We start from the raw sequence: 18,280 nt of genomic DNA, 5'->3' as shown, positions 1-18,280 counted from the left end.
CCAGCCCGTTCAGAACCCGGCCAAAACGACCTTGCCTTGCGCCTTGCCGCTCTCGATGAGCGCGTGCGCTTTTTTCAAGTTGGCGGCGTTGATGGTGCCGAAGCTCGCATTCGCCGTCGTGCGGATGCGGCCCGCATCCACCAGCGCGGCCACCTCGGCCAGCAGCGCGCCCTGCTCGGCGATGTCGGGCGTGGTGAAGCGCGAGCGCGTGAACATCATTTCCCAGTGCAGCGAAATGCACTTGGTCTTCAGCGGCATCGCGTCGAGCACCTTCATGTCGTCGATCACCGCGAGCTGGCCCTGGGGCTTGAGGCTCTCGATGATCTGCGCGTAGTGCTGCTCGGTCTGCGTGAGGCTGGCGACCATGTCGACCTCGCCGATGCCGGCCGCCTTGAGCTCCGCCGCGAGCGGTTTCGAATGGTCGATGACCGCGTGCGCGCCGAGCGCCAGGCACCACTCGCGCGTCTCGGGGCGCGAGGCGGTGGCGATCACGCGCAGCTGCGTGAGCTGGCGCGCAAGCTGGATGAGGATGGAGCCCACCCCGCCAGCGCCGCCGGTGATCAAGAGCGTCTGGCCCGCGCCGCCGCCCTTGGGCACCTGCAGGCGATCGAACAGCAGTTCGTAGGCGGTGATGGTGGTCAGCGGCAGCGCGGCGGCCTGCGCGTCGTCCAGGCTCTTCGGCGCGATGGCGGCGATGCGTTCGTCCACCGCGTGCAGTTCCGAATTGGCGCCGGGGCGAATGATCGAGCCCGCGTAGTACACACGGTCGCCGACCTTGAAGTTCTCGACGCCGCTGCCGATGGCTTCGACGATGCCGACCGCATCCCAGCCCAGCACCTTGGCCTGGCCGGCTTCGGGCGCGGCGTTCTTGCGGACCTTGGTGTCGACCGGGTTGACCGACACGGCCTTCACGCGCACGAGCAGGTCGCGCGTGCCGGCGACGGGCGCGGGCAGTTCGATGTCCTGCAGCGACTCGGCGTTGTCGATGGGAAGGGGCTGGTAGTAACCGATGGCTTTCATGACGGGACCTTTCTGTAACGATGGCTCGACTGTAGGATGGCAACGGGCATTTGATAAGACTGCCTCGAACAGCAACACTTTCAAATGAAGATTGAAAATACGTCCGACCTGCAGGTGCTGGTGCATACGGCGCGCGGCGGCACGCTCACGGCTGCGGCCCATGCGCTGGGCATCACGCCGGCGGCCGCCAGCGCCACGCTCAAGCGGCTGGAAACGCAGCTCGGCGCGCGACTGTTCGAGCGCTCCACACGTGCGATGCGCCTTACGCCGCAGGGGCAGACGCTGCTCGACTACGCGGTGCGGGCCTTCGAGTTGCTCGATGAGGGCGAGTCGCTGGTCACGGCGGACCGGGGCGAACTGGTCGGCACTTTGCGGGTCGCCGCGCCGTCCGATCTCACGCGCAGCACGCTCTTGCCGTGGTTCGACGAATTCCTCGCGCTGCATTCCGGCGTGCAGTTATCGCTCTCGGTCGGCGACCGGCCGCTGGATGTGATGCGGGACGAGGTCGATGTGGCGCTGCGGTACGGCGCGCTGGCCGACTCGCGGCTGGTGGCACGGCCGTTTGCGATGACGAATCCGCTGCTCACCGCCTCGCCCGAGTACCTCAGCCGCCATCCCGCGCCGAAGACGCCGCAGGACCTGGTGCATCACAACTGCCTGATCTTCAATCGCGGCGGGCGGCGGCACCGCGTCTGGCGGTTTGCGCAGAACGGGCAGTGGACGGAAGTTCGGGTGAATGGGAACCGCAGCGTGGATGACGCCTCGCTGGCGCGCGAGTGGGCTGTGGCGGGGTATGGCATCACGTTGAAGTCGGCGCTTGATGTGCGGGATGACGTTCGCAGTGGGCGGCTGGTGCAGCTCATGGCCGATTGGCAGACGGAGCCTTATCCGCTGCATGCGTTGTTGCCTAGTGGGCGGTTTGTGCCTGCTCGGGTTCGGGCGTTTGTGGATTTTCTTGCGTTGAAGTTCGAGGCGCTGACGGGTCGATAGGGGGTTTTTTGTTTGAGTTCCGAGGCCGGGTCTCGCCCCGGCGGGCGACTTACTTTCTTTTGCTTCGCCAAAAGAACGTAAGCAAAGAAAAGGCGACCCTGCTGTCTGCGTCCCTCCGCTTCGCTTCGGGCAACCTGCGGTGCTCACGTTTCGCGGGGTCTCGCCCAAACTCGCTGCGCTCAAACAAGGGCGAGCCCTGATCCGCGAAACGCTCCGCTCCTCGGCGCATACAGAAGGGCTTTGGGGATCGGCGGGCCATCGCTGCGCTCGGCCAGCTCACGGGCCTTTGCTTCGCTCGGCCTGGGACTTGCTCCCTCTCCCCTTGGGGAGAGGGCTGGGGTGAGGGCAGCGGCGGTCGAACGCCGCGCGGTCAGATCATCGGCGTGACTGCCCCATCCATCGCGACGATCGCGCCCGTCACATAGCTCGCCTTCGGCGACGCGAGGAATACGACCGTGTTGGCGATTTCTTCCGGTGTCGCGATGCGGCCGAGCGGCAGGCGCGCGGTGGCGCGCTTCAAAGCTTCATCGGTGTCGATGCCCTGCACCTTCGCGTCGGCCTTCATGCCTTCCTGCAGCCGTGCGGTCAGCGTGAGGCCGGGGTTCACGGCGTTCACGCGCACGCCCTTGGCCGCGTAAGCGGCGGCCATGCCGGCGCTTACCAGCATCAGCGCCGCATTGGCCGCGCCGCCTGCCATGTGCACGGGGCTCGCGACCTTGCCGCCCTGGCCAATCACGTTGACGATCGCGCCGCGGCCGCGCTCGCCCATGCGCTTGACCACCGGGTCGATCATGTGGATGTAGGTGAAGTACTTCGCGTCCATCGCGTCGTGCCACGCGGTGGGGGTCAGGTCGTCGGGCGGGGTGCGGCGCGCGGCGCCGGCCGAGTTGACGAGCACATCGACTGGGCCGAAGGCTTTTTCGACCGCATCGAGCGCGGCGACGGCACTGGCCGGGTCCTTCAGGTCGGCGGCATGCACCGAGACCCGGCCTTCGGCCTCGGCGAACGCCTCGATCAGCGTCTTGCGGCCTTGCTCCAGGTTCTGCAGGTCGCGCGAGACGAGGCTCACGCGCGCGCCTTCGCGCAGGAACCCCAGCGCGCAGGCGAGGCCGATGCCCTTGCTCCCGCCGGTGATGAGAACGTGCTGGTCCTGGAGCTGGAGGTCCATGGGGATGTCCTTGTCGTGTCGTTGAAGAAGGGCCAGGGCCGGGCGCGGCCCGTCGGGGTCGCGTGGATTGAATCACCGCTCTAAGATCGCCGGATGAACGCATCCCCGGTATCCCTGCCCCGCTTCTGGTCTCAACTCACGACGCGCGACTTCGCGGGGCTCGATATGGCAGCCACCGTGGCGGTGCTCCCGCTGGGCGCGACCGAGCAGCACGGGCCGCACCTGCCGCTGGGCGTGGACACGGTGCTGGCCGACGGCATCGTGGCCGCGTCGCTGCCGCTGCTGCCGGCCGATCTGCCGGTGCTCTTTTTGCCGACCCAGCAGATCGGTCTGAGCCCCGAGCACGCGCGCTTCGCGGGCACACTCACGCTGTCGGCGGAGACCTTGATCCGCATGTGGAGCGAAATCGGAGCGGGCGTCGCGCGCGCCGGTGTGAAGAAGCTGGTGCTCTTCAATGCGCACGGCGGCCATGTGGGCGCGATGGACATCGTGGCGCGCGAACTGCGCGCGGCGCACGGGCTCATCGTCTACAGCGTGAGCTGGTTCAACCTGCCGCTGGGCGATGCGGGTGCGCAGTTCAGCACGCAGGAGCACCGCTTCGGCGTGCACGCGGGCGAGATCGAGACCTCGATGATGCTGGCGCTGACCCCGCAACGCGTGCGCATGGGCGAGGCGAAGGATTTCCATTCGACTTCAGAGACGCGTGCGGCCGACTACGCGATCCTCGGCAACGGCAAGAGCGCCAAGCTCGGCTGGGCGATGGAGGACTACAACGCAGAGGGTGCGGCCGGCAATGCGGCTGCGGCGACTGCGGCCAAGGGGCAAGCGGTGATCGATGCGGCCGCGCAGCAACTGGCGCTGCTGCTGGCCGAGGTGTCGCGCCTGCCGCTGGACACGGCGAACACCCAACCGCTGCCCTGATCCGCCTTCAGGAAGTTCAGGAAGCGCTGCGCGAGAGCACGCCGGCGAACATGTCCGTATCGACATTGCCGCCGCTCACGCTGATGCCCACCGTCTTGCCGCGCCAGCGCTCCTGCTGCTGAAGCGCGCCCGCCAATGCGGCGGCACCGGCGCCTTCGGCCACGTTGTGCGTGTCGCTGAAGAGGATGCGCATCGCCTCGGCCACTTCGTCGTCGGTGACGGTGATCACGTCGTCGGCTTCGCGCAGGATCACCTCGACCGATTCGGGCACCGGCACGCGGCAGGCCATGCCGTCGGCCAGTCGCGTGCTGACCGGCGACTCGACCGGCTTGCCTGCGCGGAAGGAATCGCGGTACGCCGTGGCGTGCGCCGACACCACGCCGATGATCTTTGTAGCCACGCCGCAATGCGCGCGCGCCACGGCCGCGCCGGCAAAGCCGGAGCCGAGGCCGATGGGCACGAACAGCACGTCGGGTGGCGCATCTTTCAACGCGCTGAAGAATTCGACATACGCGGTCGACACGCCACGCACCAGCTCGCGATGGAACGAAGGCACGCGGTGCAGCGCGTCGCGTTCGGCCAGCAGGGCCGCGTGCTCCGACGCCGCCTGGAAATCGTCGCCATGCTCGATCAGCTCGACGCCGAGCGCGCGCATCGCGGCGTTCTTCTCCTGCGAGTTGCCGTGCGGCACCACGATGGTCGCGCCGAGGCCGTGCCGCCGCGCCGCGAAGCCGAGCGACTGGCCGTGGTTGCCGCGTGTGGCGCTGATCACGTGGCGCACCTCGGGGTGCTCCCGTGCGAGGGTTTCGAAGTAGGTGAGGCCGCCGCGAATCTTGAAGGCGCCGACGGGCGTGTGGTTCTCGTGCTTGGCCCAGAGCGTCGCGCCCAGGCGCTGCGACAGCAGCGGCCAGGTGTATTGCGGAGTAGGCGGCATTGCCGCATGCACGGTGCGCTGCGCGGCTTCGATCTCTTCGCGGGTGAATTTCACGGGTTTCCTTTTTCGCTTACTTGCGTTCTGTCAGCGCGACCCGCACGGCCAGCGCGGCCAGCACGCTGCCCATCACGTAGCGCTGCGCGCGCAGCCAGCCGGCGCTTTGCGACAGCACGGCCGTGATGCTCGCGGCGCCGAAGATCATCACCGTGTTGACCACGGCGCTGCTCGCCATCTGCGCGATGCCCAACTGCATGCTCTGCAGCAGCACCGAGCCGCGTTCGGGGTGAATGAACTGCGGAAAGAACGACAGGTAGAACATCGCCACCTTCGGGTTCAGCAGGTTCGTGAGAAAGCCCATGCGGAACAGCTTGCCCGGCGGATCGGCCGGCAGCGCGCGCGCTTCGAAGGGCGCATTGCCACCGGGCCGCACCGCCTGCCATGCGAGCCACAGCAGGTAGGCCGCACCCGCGATGCGGATCGCGTCGAACGCGAGCGGCACCGCCAGCAGCAGCGCGGTGAGGCCGAGCGCGGCGGCGAAGAGGTGCACGAGGAACGCCATCAGCACGCCGCCCAGCGAAATCATTCCCGCGCGGCGGCCCTGGATCAGCGTGCGCGAGACGCAATAGATCATGTTCGGCCCCGGCGTGAGCGCCAGCAGCAGCGAGGCGAGGGCGAACCAGGCGATTTCGGTGAGGGTCAGCATGCTCAGAGTCCTTGCGATTCGAGGGTGACGATGCCGCGCGGCGTATCGAGCACGGCGACGAGGTTCGGCGGGCCGGCGTCCACTTGCAGGCCCTTCATGCCGACGGCAGAAAGCGCCGCCGACAACGCTGGCGCGCGCGGATGCGCGGCGCGCAGCGAACGCAGAGCGAGGCCCGACGAAGGCATCGCATCGGTCGGATGCACAGCACCCCACTGAATCAGCGTCGGCAGCGCGCCATAGAAGAGCCGCTGCCCATCGTCGCGCACCGTGATCTGCCATTCGAGCCGGCCCGCCGGTGTGTCGCGCGAAGCCTCGAGCACCCGGCCGCGGTCGATGTGCGCATGCTCCTCGCGGGCCAGTGCCTGCACGGCGGCGTGCGCGTCGGGCACGCGCGCCACGAAGTGGATCAACCGCGGGCCGTGCTGCGCGAGCGCGGCTTGCAGTGCCGCGTCGTCCAGGTCGAACCAGCGGCGTGTCTTCGGCCGCGACGGCGCCTTGCCGGGCTCGATCGCGATGATTTCCGCATAGGCCTTGGGATAGGCCTCGCTCGCCACGTTCAGCAGCCGGTTGTGCGTGCCCATCAACGGATGCGTGCCGCCGGGGCCGGGCGTGATGCCGAGCGTGGCCTCGCACCATGCGACGCCCTCGGCCAGCGAACGGGCGGCAATCACCAGGTGGTCGACTTCGGCGTGCATGGCAGCGTCCTCGTTCGCGATCAGAGCGTGACGTTGCCGTCGATGCAGGTCACGGCATCGCCGCCGACCCAGATCTTTCCTTCGGCATCGCGCTCGATGTACACGCGGCCGGCGCGGCCGAGGCACTGGCCTTGCGCGGCGAGGTAGCGCTCGGGCATGTGGCCGTCGGCGATCAGCCATTCGGCGAGGCTCGCGTTCAGGCTGCCGGTGACCGGGTCTTCCTGCACGCCGATGGGTTCGGCAAAAGCGCGCACTTCCAGGTCGATCTTCGCGCCGTCGTCGTTCGGCGTGGCGGGCCGGTTGCCGAAGGCGCGCGCCTCGCGGTTCGAGCGGCCGATGAGCAGCGAGGTGTCGTGCGCCGCTGGCACTCCCGCCACGCCGGCCTTCACGCCCAGCTCCTTCAGCGCGCGGTGGTCGGGCTGCAGCGCCAGAACCGCGTCGGCGTCGTTCAGCAGCAGGCCGAACCAGACAGGTCCGTTGTCCAGAACCTGTGCCGCAACGACCTGCTGCGCCTTCAAGCCCAGGGCGCCGGCCACCTTGGCCAGCAGCGCGGGGCTCGGCGCGCTGCGCTTGAGCGGCGGCGCGGCAAAGGCGAGGCGGTCGCCGTCGCGGCGCAGCGGCACGAGGCCGGCGCCGCATTGCTGCACCACGCGGCCGGCCGCCTTGGGCTTGCCGCCCGCCTGCAGCCACGCATGGCAGCTGCCGATGGTCGGATGGCCCGCAAACGGCAGCTCGCCGCCGGGCGTGAAGATGCGCACGCGGTAGTCGGCCGCCGCGTCGGTCGGCGGCAGAAGGAACGTGGTCTCGGACAGGTTCGTCCATTGCGCGAAGCGCTGCATCGCGGCGTCGTCGAGGTCCTGCCCATCGATCACCACGGCAAGCGGGTTGCCGTAGTAGGCGGTGGCGGTGAAGACGTCGACTTGCTTGAAGGGGCGGGATTTCATCGATTTCAAACTGTTCAGGTCAATGGGCAATGTCAGTCAGGGAGACACCGTGGAGCCGGCTTTGCCGGGCCACTGGTGTCGCCCCCTGCAAGGGGGTTGGCGAAGCGACACGAAGTGCGCGAAGACTGGGGGTCATTCCAGTCCTAGATCGAGCACGCCGCGCGTGCCCGGTCGGGAGAGGAGGTCGGCGTACCAGCGCTCGACGTTCGGCCAACTCGGCCGGTGGTATTCGGCGGCCGGCAGGCCGAACCAGCGGTGCGCTTCGCAGCCGATGGGAATGTCGGCCATGGTGAAGCGCTCGCCGGCCATGTAGGGCTGCTTCGCAAGGTGCGCATCGAGCATGGCGAACAGTGCCTCGCTCTCGCGCACCGAGGCATCGATGAGCGCCGGCTGCCGCTCCGAAGGGGCCGTGCGCACCCACTGGACGAAGGCGTCGCGGCTCGCGCGGTTGAGCGTGGTCTGCTGCCAGTCCATCCAGCGCTCGGCATCGAAGCGCGCGGGCAGCTCGCTCGGGTAGAGGGTGCCGTGCGAATGCTTCGCGCAGAGGTAGCGCACGATCACGTTCGACTCCCAGAGCGTCACCCGATCGGCGCCTTCGCCGTCGTCGATGGCCGGCACCATCGCATTCGGATTGAGCGCGAGGTACTCGGCCGTCTGCACCACGCCGAACTTGCCGCCGGCCTCGGTGCGCTGGAAGTCCAGGCCGAGTTCCTGCGCGCACCACACGACCTTGCGGACGTTGATCGAGCTGATGCGGCCCCAGATGTTGAGCATGGATGGATCTCTTTCTTTGTTTCGAGGGTTCACGCCTGCATGACGCGGGCGCTGCCGGACACGCGGATCGAACTGCCTGGCGTCGGTGGAATGTCTGCGTGCAGGCGCGACAGCATGCCCATGTCTTCGCCTTGCACCACATCGATCGCGCCATCGTGAGGCCACGCGATGTCTCGAAGGTAGCCGCCCAGCGCAGCCGTGGCTGCACCCGTCGCCGGGTCTTCGTAGACGCCGCCGGACGCGAAGGGATTGCGCGCATGGAACAACTGCGCGGTTTCTGCATGCACAAGGAGGATGGTTGTCAGTCCTGCGCCGTTCATCAGGCTGCGACCCGCTTCCAATGCATACGCCATGGCCGACAGCGTGGCGCGGTGCTTCAAGGCGAGCACCAGATGATCCGCGCCTGCATGAATCACTGCGGGAGGAATGCGTGGGTCGAGGTCGTCGCTCGTGTAGCCGAACAACGCCAGTGCATCGGACACCAGTGCCGGCTCGGCTGCGGCGCTGCGCGTGGGTGGCGACTGGAGTGCTGCGGCGACAACGTGGCCGGCGCGCTTTCCTTCCACCGTGATCTCCGCATGATTCAGCGTCAGCGCGAACACGCCGTCGCCTTGTTGCAGGGCCAGGGCCGCACCCAATGCGATCGTCGCGTGACCGCAGAAGGGGACTTCGGACTGCGGGGAGAAGTAGCGAACGCGCCACCCGTCGGCGGTTCGGGCCGCGAACACGGTCTCGGAGAAACCCACTTCGGCTGCGGTCTCCTGCATCTGCATTGCGGACGGCAGTGCATCGCCGATAAAGACGCCGGCAGGATTGCCGCCCGTATTCCCATCGGAGAACGCCGCGATCTTCAGGATGTTCATCACGTGCCTGCCTTCAGCGTGACGCAGGTCGGTCGAGGAAAAGCAGACGCACCGCCAATCCCAACATGACAGCGGCGAGCAGCCTGCTCTGGAATTTCGCAGCCCCCGGCCGGCGCTGCAACCAGCGCCCGACCTGTCCGCTGCAGGCGCCCAGCAGCGTGTTGAAGGCGAGCGCGGCCACCGACAGCACCACGCCCAGCTGCACCAGCTGCAGCGCCACGCTGCCGCGCGACGGGTCGACGAACTGCGGCAGGAACACCATGAAGAACAGCAGCGCTTTCGGATTGACGAGGTTGTTCAGGAGCGCCATGCGCACGATGCGCCCGAAGCCGGCGGGCTGGGCCTCCGCACCCGCGCGAAGGCCGCCGCCACTGCGCAGGGCCTGCACCGCGAGCCACACCAGGTACAGCGCGCCCGCATAGCGCAGCACGTCGAACGATGGCGGCCATGCAGCCACCAGCGCGGTGACGCCGGTCGCCGCGAACAGCGTGTGCACCAGGTCGGCGGCCGAGATGCCGATCGCCGCCGCGAACCCGCCGCGCGGGCCGTGCGCCACGCCGTGCGAGAGCACGAAGGCCATGTTCGGGCCAGGCGATAGGAACAGCGCCAGCACCGCGAGCAGGAAGAGCGAGAGCGTCGCGAGTCCGATCATCGGCTGGTCCCCCTGCCTTACACCGGTGCGGGCGCGAGCTTGTGCTCGCCCAGCAGTTCCAGCTCTTCGCGCAGCGTGATGGCGAGCGCGGCGATGGCGACATCGATTTCTTCCACGCTGGCTGTCACGAACGACAGGCGCAGCGTGCGCGGATCGCCCAGGCCCGCATAGAACGGCGCACCGGGCACGAAGGCCACGTTGCGCTCGACGGCCTTGGGCAGCAGCTTCACCGTGTCGATGCCCTCGGGCAGGCGCGCCCACAGGAACATGCCGCCCTTGGGCGCGTTGAACTTCACGTCCAGGCCCGCCATTTCGCGGGTGAGCGCGGCGATCATCGCGTCGCGCTGGCGCTTGTAGAGGGCGCGGATCGTGGGCACGTGGCGGTCGAGGAAACCGTCCTTCATCACGGCCGACACCATGCGCTGCGTGAAGATCGGCGTGTGCAGGTCGACCGCCTGCTTGGCCTGCAGCAGCTTCGGGTAGATGGCCTTCGGTGCCACCAGGAAGCCCAGGCGCAGGCCCGGTGCCAGCACCTTCGAGAACGAGCCCAGGTAGATGCAGCCCTCAGGGTTGCGCGCGGTCAGCGGCAGCGGTGGGGCTTCGTCGAACCAGAGTTCGCCGTAGGGGTTGTCTTCGATGATCGGCAGGCCCGCTTCGGCTGCAGCGGCCGATACGGCGGCGCGGCGCTCTTCGGTCATGGTGCGGCCCGTCGGGTTCTGGAAGTTGGGCAGGAGGTAGACGAAGCGTGCGTCCTTCGCCTTGGCGACCAGGTCGTCGACGATCACGCCGTCTTCGTCGCTCGCCACGCTCACCGGGTTCGGTTCCATCGGGCCGAAGGCCTGCAGCGCGCCGAGGTAGGTGGGCGTCTCGACCAGCACCTTGCTGCCCGGATCGATCAGCACCTTGGCCACCAGGTCGAGGCCCTGCTGCGAACCGGTGGTGATGAGCACCTGCGCGGGGTCGACGTTCCACGGCAGCATGTCGGCCACGGCCTGGCGCAGCGGCGCGTAGCCTTCGCTCGCGGCGTACTGCAGCGCGGCCTGGCCGTCGTTGTGCAGCACTTCGGCGCAGGCATCGGCGAAGGCCTGGATCGGGAAGGTCTTGGGCGAGGGCAGGCCACCCGCCAGGCTGATGATGCCGGGGCGTTCGGTGACCTTGAGGATTTCACGCAGCACCGACGGGTTCATCTTGGCGGCGCGGGCGGCGAGTTTCCAGTTCATGGTGTTTCTTCTTTCAAGCGGGTGAGGTGAGATTCGAGGGGATGTCGCCACGGTACACAACATGGATTTTGTTGCCGTCCGGGTCGCGCAGGTACGCGCCGTAATAGCCCTGGCCATAGCGTGGGCGGGGGCCGGGCGCGCCTTCGTCGCGGCCGCCCCGGCGCAGCGCCGCCTCGTGGACGGCATGAACGGCATCGGCCGACGGCGCGCCGAACGCGACCATGCTGCCGTTGCCGGCGCTGGCGGGTTCACCGTCCAGCGGGATGTACACGTAGAAGCGCGGCAGCGTCTGCCCGGGCGAGACCCAGCAGGCCGACGCGGGGCCGCCATCGGGCACGACGGGGCGGCGCACGAGGCCCAGCGGCGCGAGCAGCGCGTCGTAGAAGGCGGCGGCGCGCGAGAGGTCGGTGCAGCCGACGGTGACGTGGCTGAACATCAGCGTCCCCCTGTGCGGGCGGCGGCGGACAGCGGCGCGGCGGCAGGCGCCGCGGAAGCCTGCGGCTGCGAGAGCCGCTTGCCGATGACCACCGTGGCCACCACCGCGATCGCGAAGCCCAGCGTCACCACATCGAGCGGTTCGCTCAGGATCGGGATCGACGCGAGGATCGACAGAAAGGGCTGCAGCAACTGCGTCTGGCTCACGCGCAGCGCGCCGCCGAGGGCGAGGCCGCGGTACCAGGCGAAGAAGCCGATCCACATCGAGAACATGCCGACGTAGACGAAGCCCAGCCATGACGCCGTGGCGATGGGCGTCGTGGGCCAGAGGAACAGCGTGGCCGGCAGCGTCACCGGCAGTGCCATCACGCAGACCCAGCAGATCACGCGCTCGGCGCCCAGCGAAGGCGTGACCTGCGCGCCGTAGATGTAGCCGAACGATGCCGCGATGACCGCGCCCACCAGCAGCAGGTCGGCCCATTCGAAGCCGAAGCCATGGCCGCCCTGGCTCGCACGCAGCACCGAGAACACCACCACCAGCAGGCTGCCGGCGACCGCGCAGAGCCAGAAGCCGAGCCGCGCGCGCTGATGCAGCACCCAGGCCGCGACGGCGGCGGTGACCAGCGGCAGCAGCGCAGTCACCACCGCCGCGTGGCTGGCCGTGACCACGCGCAATGCGTAGCCCAGCAGCAGCGGATAGCCGATGACGTTGCCCAGCACCGCCATGCCGAGCGGCTTCCACTGGTGCGACGCGGGCCGCGGCGAGCGCGTGGCCAGGAGGAAGATGGCCGACAGCACGCCCGCCAGCGCCGCGCGCCCGAGCGTGACGAACCATGGCGATAACTGCGGCGCAGCCTGCGTGCCGGTGGCCAGACGCGTCATGGGCAGGGTCACCGCGAACAGTGCCACACCGATCACGCCGAGCCACATGCCCAGCGTCTCGTCCTTGATGTCGAAGCGCTTTGTCATGGCGCAGCCTCCGCGCTGCGCGCTGCGGCATTCGCCTTGGGAGCGGCCCGGCGGCTCATACGCCCACCATCCACCAGGCGGTCAGCACCAGCACGAGGCCCATCGCGCGGTTGAACCACAGGAGGCGCTTGCCCTTGGCGAGCCAGTCGCGCAGCAGCGCGCCGACCAGCGCATAGGCGAAGTTGCTGACGAAGGCATAGAACAGCATCACCGGCGCGACGATGGCGAAGCGCGAGAGCGCATCGGGCTGGCCGGCGATCCACCCAGCCACCAGCGTGAGCGCGAGGAGCCAGGCCTTGATGTTGACGAACTGCAGCAACACGCCCTGGCCGAAACCGACCGAGAGGCTGGCGCTGTCGGCCTTGCCGAGCTTGGCGCTGCCGCTGAGCTTCCAGGCCAGCCACAGCAGGTAGGCGATGCCCAGGCCCTTGATCGCCAGGCGCAGCGGCGGCACCGCCACCACCAGCGCGCCGAGGCCGGCCGCGCAGATCGCCAGCAGCAGCGTCCAGCCGATCGGCACCGCGACGACGAAGCGCATCGCGCGCGGCAGACCGCCGTCGGCCGCCAGAGCGGTGGAAAGCGTGGTGTTGGGACCGGGCGAAAAACTCATCGCCGTGGCCAGCACCAGCAGCGCGGTGAATTCTTGCCAGTTCATGACACACACTCTAAACTTGAGACCATTACAGTGCCAGTACAGATGGTCAGACAAATCTGGAATCTGTATTGGTCAATCTTTCGACACAGCATGCTGACACGAACCTCCACCCAGTCGTTGACCAGCCAGCTCGCGGACCGCCTGGCCGAGCGCATCCGCACCCGGCTGCTGCCGCCCGGCGCCCGGTTGCCCTCGGTGCGCGAGTGCGCGCGGCAGCAGGGCGTGAGCCCGTACACGGTGGTTGCCGCCTACGACCAACTGCTCGCACAGGGGCTTGTCGAAGCCCGCCGGCAGCGCGGCTTCTACGTGCGGGATTCGGCACCGATACAGGACAGCCGCTCAGGCAAAACCTCCGACGTCGTCGGCGTGGGCGACATGCCGGCGGCAATGGCCGTGCAGATGATGGCCTCGCGCGTACCGGCCGACGCGAGCTCGCTGATCCGCAGCATGTTCCACCGCCCGAGCGACAAGCCGCAGCCCGGCATGGGCGTGTTCCCGCCGGACTGGATGACGTCCACCTTCATCCCCACGGCGGTGCGGCGCATGACCGGTACAGCCGTGCTGCAGGAGCTGTCGCTCCAATACGGCGAGCCCTCCGGCGACATGAGCCTGCGCCGCAGCCTTTCGCAGAAGCTGGTGGGCATCAACGTGCCGGCCGCGCCCGACCAGATCATCACCACCATCGGCGCCACCCATGCGCTGGACATCGTGAGCCGCACGCTGCTGCGGCCGGGCGATCCGGTGATGGTCGAGGAGCCGGGCTGGGCGCTCGAATTCGCGCGGCTCGAGGCGCTGGGCATGCGCATCCTGCCGGTGCCGCGCCGCGCCGACGGGCCCGACCTGGAGGTGATGGCGCAGTACTGCGTGCTGCACAAGCCCAAGCTCTTCGTGAGCGTGAGCGTGCTGCACAACCCGACCGGCTACAGCCTCACGCCCGGCAGTGCCCACCGGGTGCTCAAGCTGGCGAACGAGCACGACTTCCACATCGTCGAGGACGACACCTACAGCCACCTCGCGCCCGAGCACGCCACGCGGCTGAGCGCGCTCGACGGGCTGCAGCGCACTGTCTACGTGAGCGGCTTCGCCAAGATCATCGCGCCCAACTGGCGCATCGGTTTCCTGGCCGCGTCGCCCGCGCTGAAGGAGCGGCTGCTGGAGACCAAGCTCCTGGCCACGCTGACATCGCCCACGCTGTTCGAGCGGGCGTTGTCGTGGTGCATCGACCAAGGGCAACTGCGGCGGCATGCGGACCGCATACGCATCCGGCTCGACGGCGCGCGCGGGCGGGCGGTGAAGCTCGCGATGTCGCACGGCTGCACCTTCGCCTCGGAGCCGGCGGGACTCTTCGGCTGGGTCGACACGGGCGTCGACACCGACGCGCTCACCCAGCGCATGCTCGACCAGGGCTACCTGCTCGCGCCGGGCTCGCTCTTCCATGCGCGCCGGCCACCGAGCACCATGATGCGGATCAACTTCGCGACCTCGCAGGACGCGACCTTCTGGAAGGTCTTCAGCAAGGTGCGGGGCGAGCTCTGACACAGGTAAAAGCCCGCGCCCGGCGGGCCAAAGGCCAAGGCCTTGGAGTAAGCTGGCAGCACAAGAAAACCCAGCCAGGAGACCTCCCGCATGACCAACGCCAGCCAACCTTTCAACTTCAGCCAGTTCGTCCCCGGATTCGACTTCCTGAAGAACCTGGCCGGGGGCGCCGCGGCAGGCACCGGCGCCGCATCGTCGGTGCCGGGCATCCCGAGCCTGGCCAGTTGGGTGGCGCCCACGCTGAGCGTGGAAGAGGTTGACAAGCGCATCCAGGAACTCAAGACCGTGCAGTACTGGCTCGAGCAGAACGGCCATGCGCTCAAGGCGACGATCCAGGCGCTCGAGGTGCAGAAGATGACGCTCTCGACCCTGCGCGGCATGAACGTGCGGATGGAAGACCTGGCCAGCGTGTTCACCAAGCAGGCCGCTGCGGCCACGGCGGCTCCTGCGCCCGCGCCCTTTGCAGCGGCCGCCGCGCCCGAACCCGAGCCGGTCGAAGAAGAGGAAGAAGACGAGGCCGAGATCGAGGAAGAAGAAGCACCGGCGCCGAAGAAAAAGCCGCGCGGCAAGGCTGCAGCCGACGGCGCCGGCGTGGTCGATCCGATGCAGTGGTGGGGTTCGCTGACCGAGCAGTTCCAGCAGATCGCCAGCACCGCGTTGCAGGACGCGGCCCAGCTCAAGGTCCCCGCCATGGCCCAGCCGCTGGCCGATGCGGTCGGCAAGGCGATGGGCAAGACGACGGCCGCCGCGAAGAAGCCCGCGGCCAAGACTGCGGCAAGAACCACGGCCAAAAAGGCGGCAACGCCCGCCGCAAAGAAAAAGACGTCGGCCGCCGCGCGCAAGCGAACCACCGGCCGCCGCTGACGTCCCACACATTCCACTTTTGAAGAGAACGGGTTGGCACGCATCATGAAGTTGTTTCCCACCGGCCATGCCACCCATCCGCAATGGCGCATGGCCGCCGGCCTCGTGCTGGCCCAGTTGCGCGCGCAGATGGCCTTGCCCGACTACGCGTCGTCCCCGACGCTCGGGCTGCTCTACATCACCGACCACTACGCGTCCGAGGCGCAGGAGATCCTCGATCACCTGAGCGCCGAGTTGCCCGAGGTGACCGACTGGTCGGGCACCGTCGGCATCGGCGTCTCGGCCAACAACGCCGAGTACTTCGACGAGCCCGGCATGAGCCTCATGCTCTGCGCACTGCCGAGCGATCAATACCGCGTGTTCTCGGGCGTGGCGCCACTGAGCAATTCGGAAATGAGCGGCTTCGAGGCGCACACCGCGCTCGTCCACGCCGACCCCGCGACGCCCGACCTCACCGAGCTGATCGGCGAGATGGCCGGCCGCGTCGACACCGGCTATCTCTTTGGCGGACTCTCGTCGGGCCGCGGCGGCGCGCTGCAATTCGCGGTGGGCGGCAACGGCAACATCCGCGGGCATGGCGCGGCGGGTGGCGTGTTTTCGGGTGGCCTGTCGGGCGTGGTGTTCGGCGAAGGCGTGCGGGTGGTCTCGCGCGTCACGCAGGGCTGCCAGCCGCTGCGCTCGGGCGTGCGCGAGCGCGAGATCACCGAGGCCGACGGAAACCTCCTGCTCAAGCTCGACGGCGAGCCTGCGCTCGACGTGCTGCTGGCCGACCTGCAGGTGTCGCTCGAACGGCCGCAGGAGGCCATCGACGCGGTGCGCAACACGCTGGTCGGCTTGGCCGACGCCGGCAGCGACGGCGTGCGCCGCACCGGCGACCTGGGCGCCGACGTGCTGGTGCGCCACATCATCGGCCTGGACCCGACGCGCCGCGGCATCGCGATCGCCGACACGGCCGAGGCCGGCATGCGGCTGACCTTCTGCCGCCGCAATGCGCAGGCTGCGCGGGCCGACCTGATGCGCATCTGCGCGGAGATCCGCGAAGAGCTGGAGCCGGAAGAACAGACGCTGGCCACCGCCCGCGCCGTTGCTGCCGGCGAAGCCGAAGCGGCGCCGCACCCCGCGCGCCGCATCGCAGGCGCGGTGTACGTGAGCTGCTCCGGGCGCGGCGGCCCGCACTTCGGCGCACCGGGCGCCGAACTGCAGATCGTGCGCCACGCGCTGGGCGACGTGCCGCTGGTCGGCTTCTTCGCCGCGGGCGAAATCGCCCGCCATCACCTGTATGGCTATACCGGCGTGTTGACGGTGTTCACCAGCAAGGACTGACGGGCGAAAAAACGACGGCCGGGTTTTCGACCGCGGCCGCCGTCGCTAGAATCCGCCCGCTTTCTTGAATCTCTGCTGCTGCAAGAAAGAGTGATCCGTGCGCCTCGAGGCGCGCGGTCGATCTCTTTCGCCTCGCCACGCAATGCTGGCCGGGGCTGGAAACCGACATGGTTTCCCCAATGGAACAGCAGCCATGAGCAGCAATCATTTTTCGAGACTCCAGCGCACCTTTTCGCGCGCTGGCATCGCCGTCGACTATCGCGACGGCGTCTATCACCTGCACAACGAGGTTTCACAGGCGACGGTGCTTCTGCCGCAAAGCCTTCCCCTGGAAGAGAAGGCGGTGAACCAGTTGCTGGCCTTTGCCAGCGTCCGCTCGCCCGATGGCGAGAAGGGCGTCTGCAAGGCCTGCGCGACGCCCGATTTCCATCCGGGCTCCGTGGCGCCGGTCGGGAGCGTCGTGGCGACCGACGCGGACTTCGTCATTCCCGCAGCGGTGGGCACCGACATCAACTGCGGCATGCGCCTCTTGACCACCGGCCTCACGCTGGACCAGGTGGCGCCGCACAAGACACGGCTCATCGAACGCCTCACGCGCAGCCTGCTCGACAACGGCCGCGACGTGCCGGTGCACACAGCGGCTTTCAAGGCGCTGTTCGACGTGGGGCCGGCCGCATTTCTCGATGCCGTTCAGGGCAGCGGGCTCTGGTCGTCCTGCGACCGCGACCGGCTGCAGGCGGAGATCGACCGCTGCATCGGCCTTGCGAGCTTCGGCGGCAATGCGCGGCATGCGCCGCAGGCTTACACCGGCGCGCGCCACGAGGTTTTTCGGGACCCATGCCTCGGCACGCCGGGCGGCGGAAACCACTTCGTGGAACTGCAGGTGGTCGACAAGGTGATGGACCGGCACGCGGCCTACCGCGCCGGCCTCAAGGCCGGCGAAGTGGTGGTGATGATTCACAGCGGTTCGCGCGACATCGGCTTCCACGTCGGTGGGCGCTGGATGGACCGGGCGAAGGCCGAATGGCCGCAGGGCCTGCGCCATCCCCGCAGCGGCCTGTACGGACTCTCCGGTTCGTTGGCCGAGGAGTACCTGGAGGCGATGGGTGTGGCGGCGCGCTATGCCTGGGCCAACCGTGTTGTGCTGGCCGAACTGGTGCGCAAGGACATGGCGGAGCTGCTGGGCGCGACGGCATCGAAGCTCGTGGTCGACGTGCCGCACAACGTGGTGCTGCGCGAGCACGGGATGAACATCCACCGCAAGGGCGCAACGCCGGCCCACGAAGGAGACCTGGCGCTGATTCCGGGTTCGATGGGCGATCACTCGTACCTCGCGACCGGCCTGGGTCATGAAGACTGGTTGTGGTCGTGCAGCCATGGCGCCGGCCGCCGGATGCGGCGCCAGGAGGTGCGTGCCTTGCGCGGTGCCGCGAACCAGGACGAAAACGCCAGCTGGCAATGTGTGACTCTGCGCGAGGAGCGCAGGATCGAGGAGGCGCCGCAGGCCTACAAGCCCATCGGCGCGGTGATCGACGCACAGGAAAGCGCGGGCCTGATTCGTTGCGCGGTGCGGCTGAAACCCTGGATCACCTTCAAGGCGTGACCCAGGGCCGC

The 18,280-nt window shown here is 68.5% G+C and carries 19 protein-coding genes; 6 read left to right on the top strand and 13 right to left on the bottom strand.

Annotation, left to right across the window (positions count from 1 at the left end; translation table 11 throughout):
- Positions 1-9 precede the first annotated feature (9 nt).
- Entirely contained in the window at positions 10-1,020 is a 1,011-nt protein-coding gene (locus tag QFZ83_RS24735; protein ID WP_307510842.1) for a zinc-binding alcohol dehydrogenase family protein, read from the bottom strand.
- An 84-nt stretch (positions 1,021-1,104) separates the two neighbouring features.
- Between QFZ83_RS24735 and QFZ83_RS24730 the strand changes: the two genes are divergently transcribed.
- On the top strand, positions 1,105-2,010 hold the full coding sequence (locus QFZ83_RS24730) for a LysR family transcriptional regulator (protein ID WP_307510840.1): 906 nt from the start codon (positions 1,105-1,107) through the stop codon (positions 2,008-2,010).
- 370 nt (positions 2,011-2,380) lie between these two features.
- Here QFZ83_RS24730 and QFZ83_RS24725 read toward each other — a convergent pair whose 3' ends face one another.
- Positions 2,381-3,178 carry an SDR family oxidoreductase gene (locus tag QFZ83_RS24725; protein ID WP_307510838.1) on the bottom strand — a complete coding sequence of 266 codons (798 nt, stop codon included), beginning with the start codon at positions 3,176-3,178 and terminating at the stop codon, positions 2,381-2,383.
- Positions 3,179-3,271: 93 nt separating this feature from the next.
- On the opposite strand from QFZ83_RS24725, the gene QFZ83_RS24720 reads away from it, so the two are divergent.
- Positions 3,272-4,099, top strand: coding sequence for a creatininase family protein (locus tag QFZ83_RS24720; RefSeq protein WP_307510836.1), 828 nt, complete (start codon positions 3,272-3,274; stop codon positions 4,097-4,099).
- 16 nt (positions 4,100-4,115) lie between these two features.
- Here QFZ83_RS24720 and QFZ83_RS24715 read toward each other — a convergent pair whose 3' ends face one another.
- From QFZ83_RS24715 to QFZ83_RS24665, 11 genes are all read right to left on the bottom strand, one after another.
- Positions 4,116-5,087: a threonine dehydratase gene (locus QFZ83_RS24715; protein WP_307510834.1), complete on the bottom strand. Its 972-nt coding sequence runs from the start codon at positions 5,085-5,087 to the stop codon at positions 4,116-4,118.
- 16 nt (positions 5,088-5,103) lie between these two features.
- Entirely contained in the window at positions 5,104-5,736 is a 633-nt protein-coding gene (locus QFZ83_RS24710; protein WP_307510833.1) for a LysE family translocator, read from the bottom strand.
- A gap of 2 nt (positions 5,737-5,738) precedes the next feature.
- Positions 5,739-6,431, bottom strand: coding sequence for a VOC family protein (locus QFZ83_RS24705; protein WP_307510831.1), 693 nt, complete (start codon positions 6,429-6,431; stop codon positions 5,739-5,741).
- A 20-nt stretch (positions 6,432-6,451) separates the two neighbouring features.
- The gene (locus QFZ83_RS24700) at positions 6,452-7,375 is read right to left on the bottom strand and encodes a PhzF family phenazine biosynthesis protein (protein ID WP_306880570.1); all 924 of its coding nucleotides are present in this window, start codon (positions 7,373-7,375) and stop codon (positions 6,452-6,454) included.
- Positions 7,376-7,507: 132 nt separating this feature from the next.
- Positions 7,508-8,149, bottom strand: a complete 642-nt coding sequence (locus QFZ83_RS24695) for a glutathione S-transferase family protein (RefSeq protein ID WP_307510830.1) — start codon at positions 8,147-8,149, stop codon at positions 7,508-7,510.
- A 29-nt stretch (positions 8,150-8,178) separates the two neighbouring features.
- Positions 8,179-9,012, bottom strand: a complete 834-nt coding sequence (locus QFZ83_RS24690) for a PhzF family phenazine biosynthesis protein (protein ID WP_307510828.1) — start codon at positions 9,010-9,012, stop codon at positions 8,179-8,181.
- Positions 9,013-9,025: 13 nt separating this feature from the next.
- Entirely contained in the window at positions 9,026-9,664 is a 639-nt protein-coding gene (locus tag QFZ83_RS24685) for a LysE family translocator (RefSeq protein ID WP_307510826.1), read from the bottom strand.
- Between the two features lie 17 nt (positions 9,665-9,681).
- Positions 9,682-10,884, bottom strand: a complete 1,203-nt coding sequence (locus QFZ83_RS24680) for a PLP-dependent aminotransferase family protein (protein ID WP_013539227.1) — start codon at positions 10,882-10,884, stop codon at positions 9,682-9,684.
- A gap of 13 nt (positions 10,885-10,897) precedes the next feature.
- Complete coding sequence (locus tag QFZ83_RS24675; RefSeq protein WP_307510824.1) at positions 10,898-11,320, bottom strand: VOC family protein; 423 nt, start codon at positions 11,318-11,320, stop codon at positions 10,898-10,900.
- Positions 11,320-12,288, bottom strand: coding sequence for a DMT family transporter (locus QFZ83_RS24670; RefSeq protein ID WP_307510822.1), 969 nt, complete (start codon positions 12,286-12,288; stop codon positions 11,320-11,322). The genes QFZ83_RS24675 and QFZ83_RS24670 overlap by 1 nt, the downstream gene beginning before the upstream one ends.
- A gap of 55 nt (positions 12,289-12,343) precedes the next feature.
- The gene (locus QFZ83_RS24665; RefSeq protein ID WP_307510819.1) at positions 12,344-12,943 is read right to left on the bottom strand and encodes a LysE family translocator; all 600 of its coding nucleotides are present in this window, start codon (positions 12,941-12,943) and stop codon (positions 12,344-12,346) included.
- A gap of 90 nt (positions 12,944-13,033) precedes the next feature.
- Between QFZ83_RS24665 and QFZ83_RS24660 the strand changes: the two genes are divergently transcribed.
- The 4 genes from QFZ83_RS24660 to QFZ83_RS24645 all read left to right on the top strand — a co-directional run bounded on the left by QFZ83_RS24660 (position 13,034) and on the right by QFZ83_RS24645 (position 18,269).
- Complete coding sequence (locus tag QFZ83_RS24660; RefSeq protein ID WP_307510818.1) at positions 13,034-14,479, top strand: PLP-dependent aminotransferase family protein; 1,446 nt, start codon at positions 13,034-13,036, stop codon at positions 14,477-14,479.
- Positions 14,480-14,569: 90 nt separating this feature from the next.
- Positions 14,570-15,343: a PhaM family polyhydroxyalkanoate granule multifunctional regulatory protein gene (locus tag QFZ83_RS24655; protein ID WP_307510817.1), complete on the top strand. Its 774-nt coding sequence runs from the start codon at positions 14,570-14,572 to the stop codon at positions 15,341-15,343.
- A 45-nt stretch (positions 15,344-15,388) separates the two neighbouring features.
- A complete protein-coding gene (locus QFZ83_RS24650; protein ID WP_306880561.1) occupies positions 15,389-16,666 on the top strand; it encodes an FIST C-terminal domain-containing protein in 1,278 nt (425 codons plus the stop codon).
- A 193-nt stretch (positions 16,667-16,859) separates the two neighbouring features.
- A complete protein-coding gene (locus QFZ83_RS24645) occupies positions 16,860-18,269 on the top strand; it encodes an RtcB family protein (RefSeq protein ID WP_307510815.1) in 1,410 nt (469 codons plus the stop codon).
- The last annotated feature ends 11 nt before the right edge of the window (positions 18,270-18,280 follow it).

The sequence above is a fragment of the Variovorax sp. W1I1 genome (genome assembly GCF_030815625.1).
GTDB classification, from domain to species: Bacteria; Pseudomonadota; Gammaproteobacteria; order Burkholderiales; family Burkholderiaceae_C; genus Variovorax; species Variovorax paradoxus_C.
The sequence above is the reverse complement of the archived record's forward strand: the minus strand, read 5'-3'. Positions and strand labels throughout refer to the sequence as shown.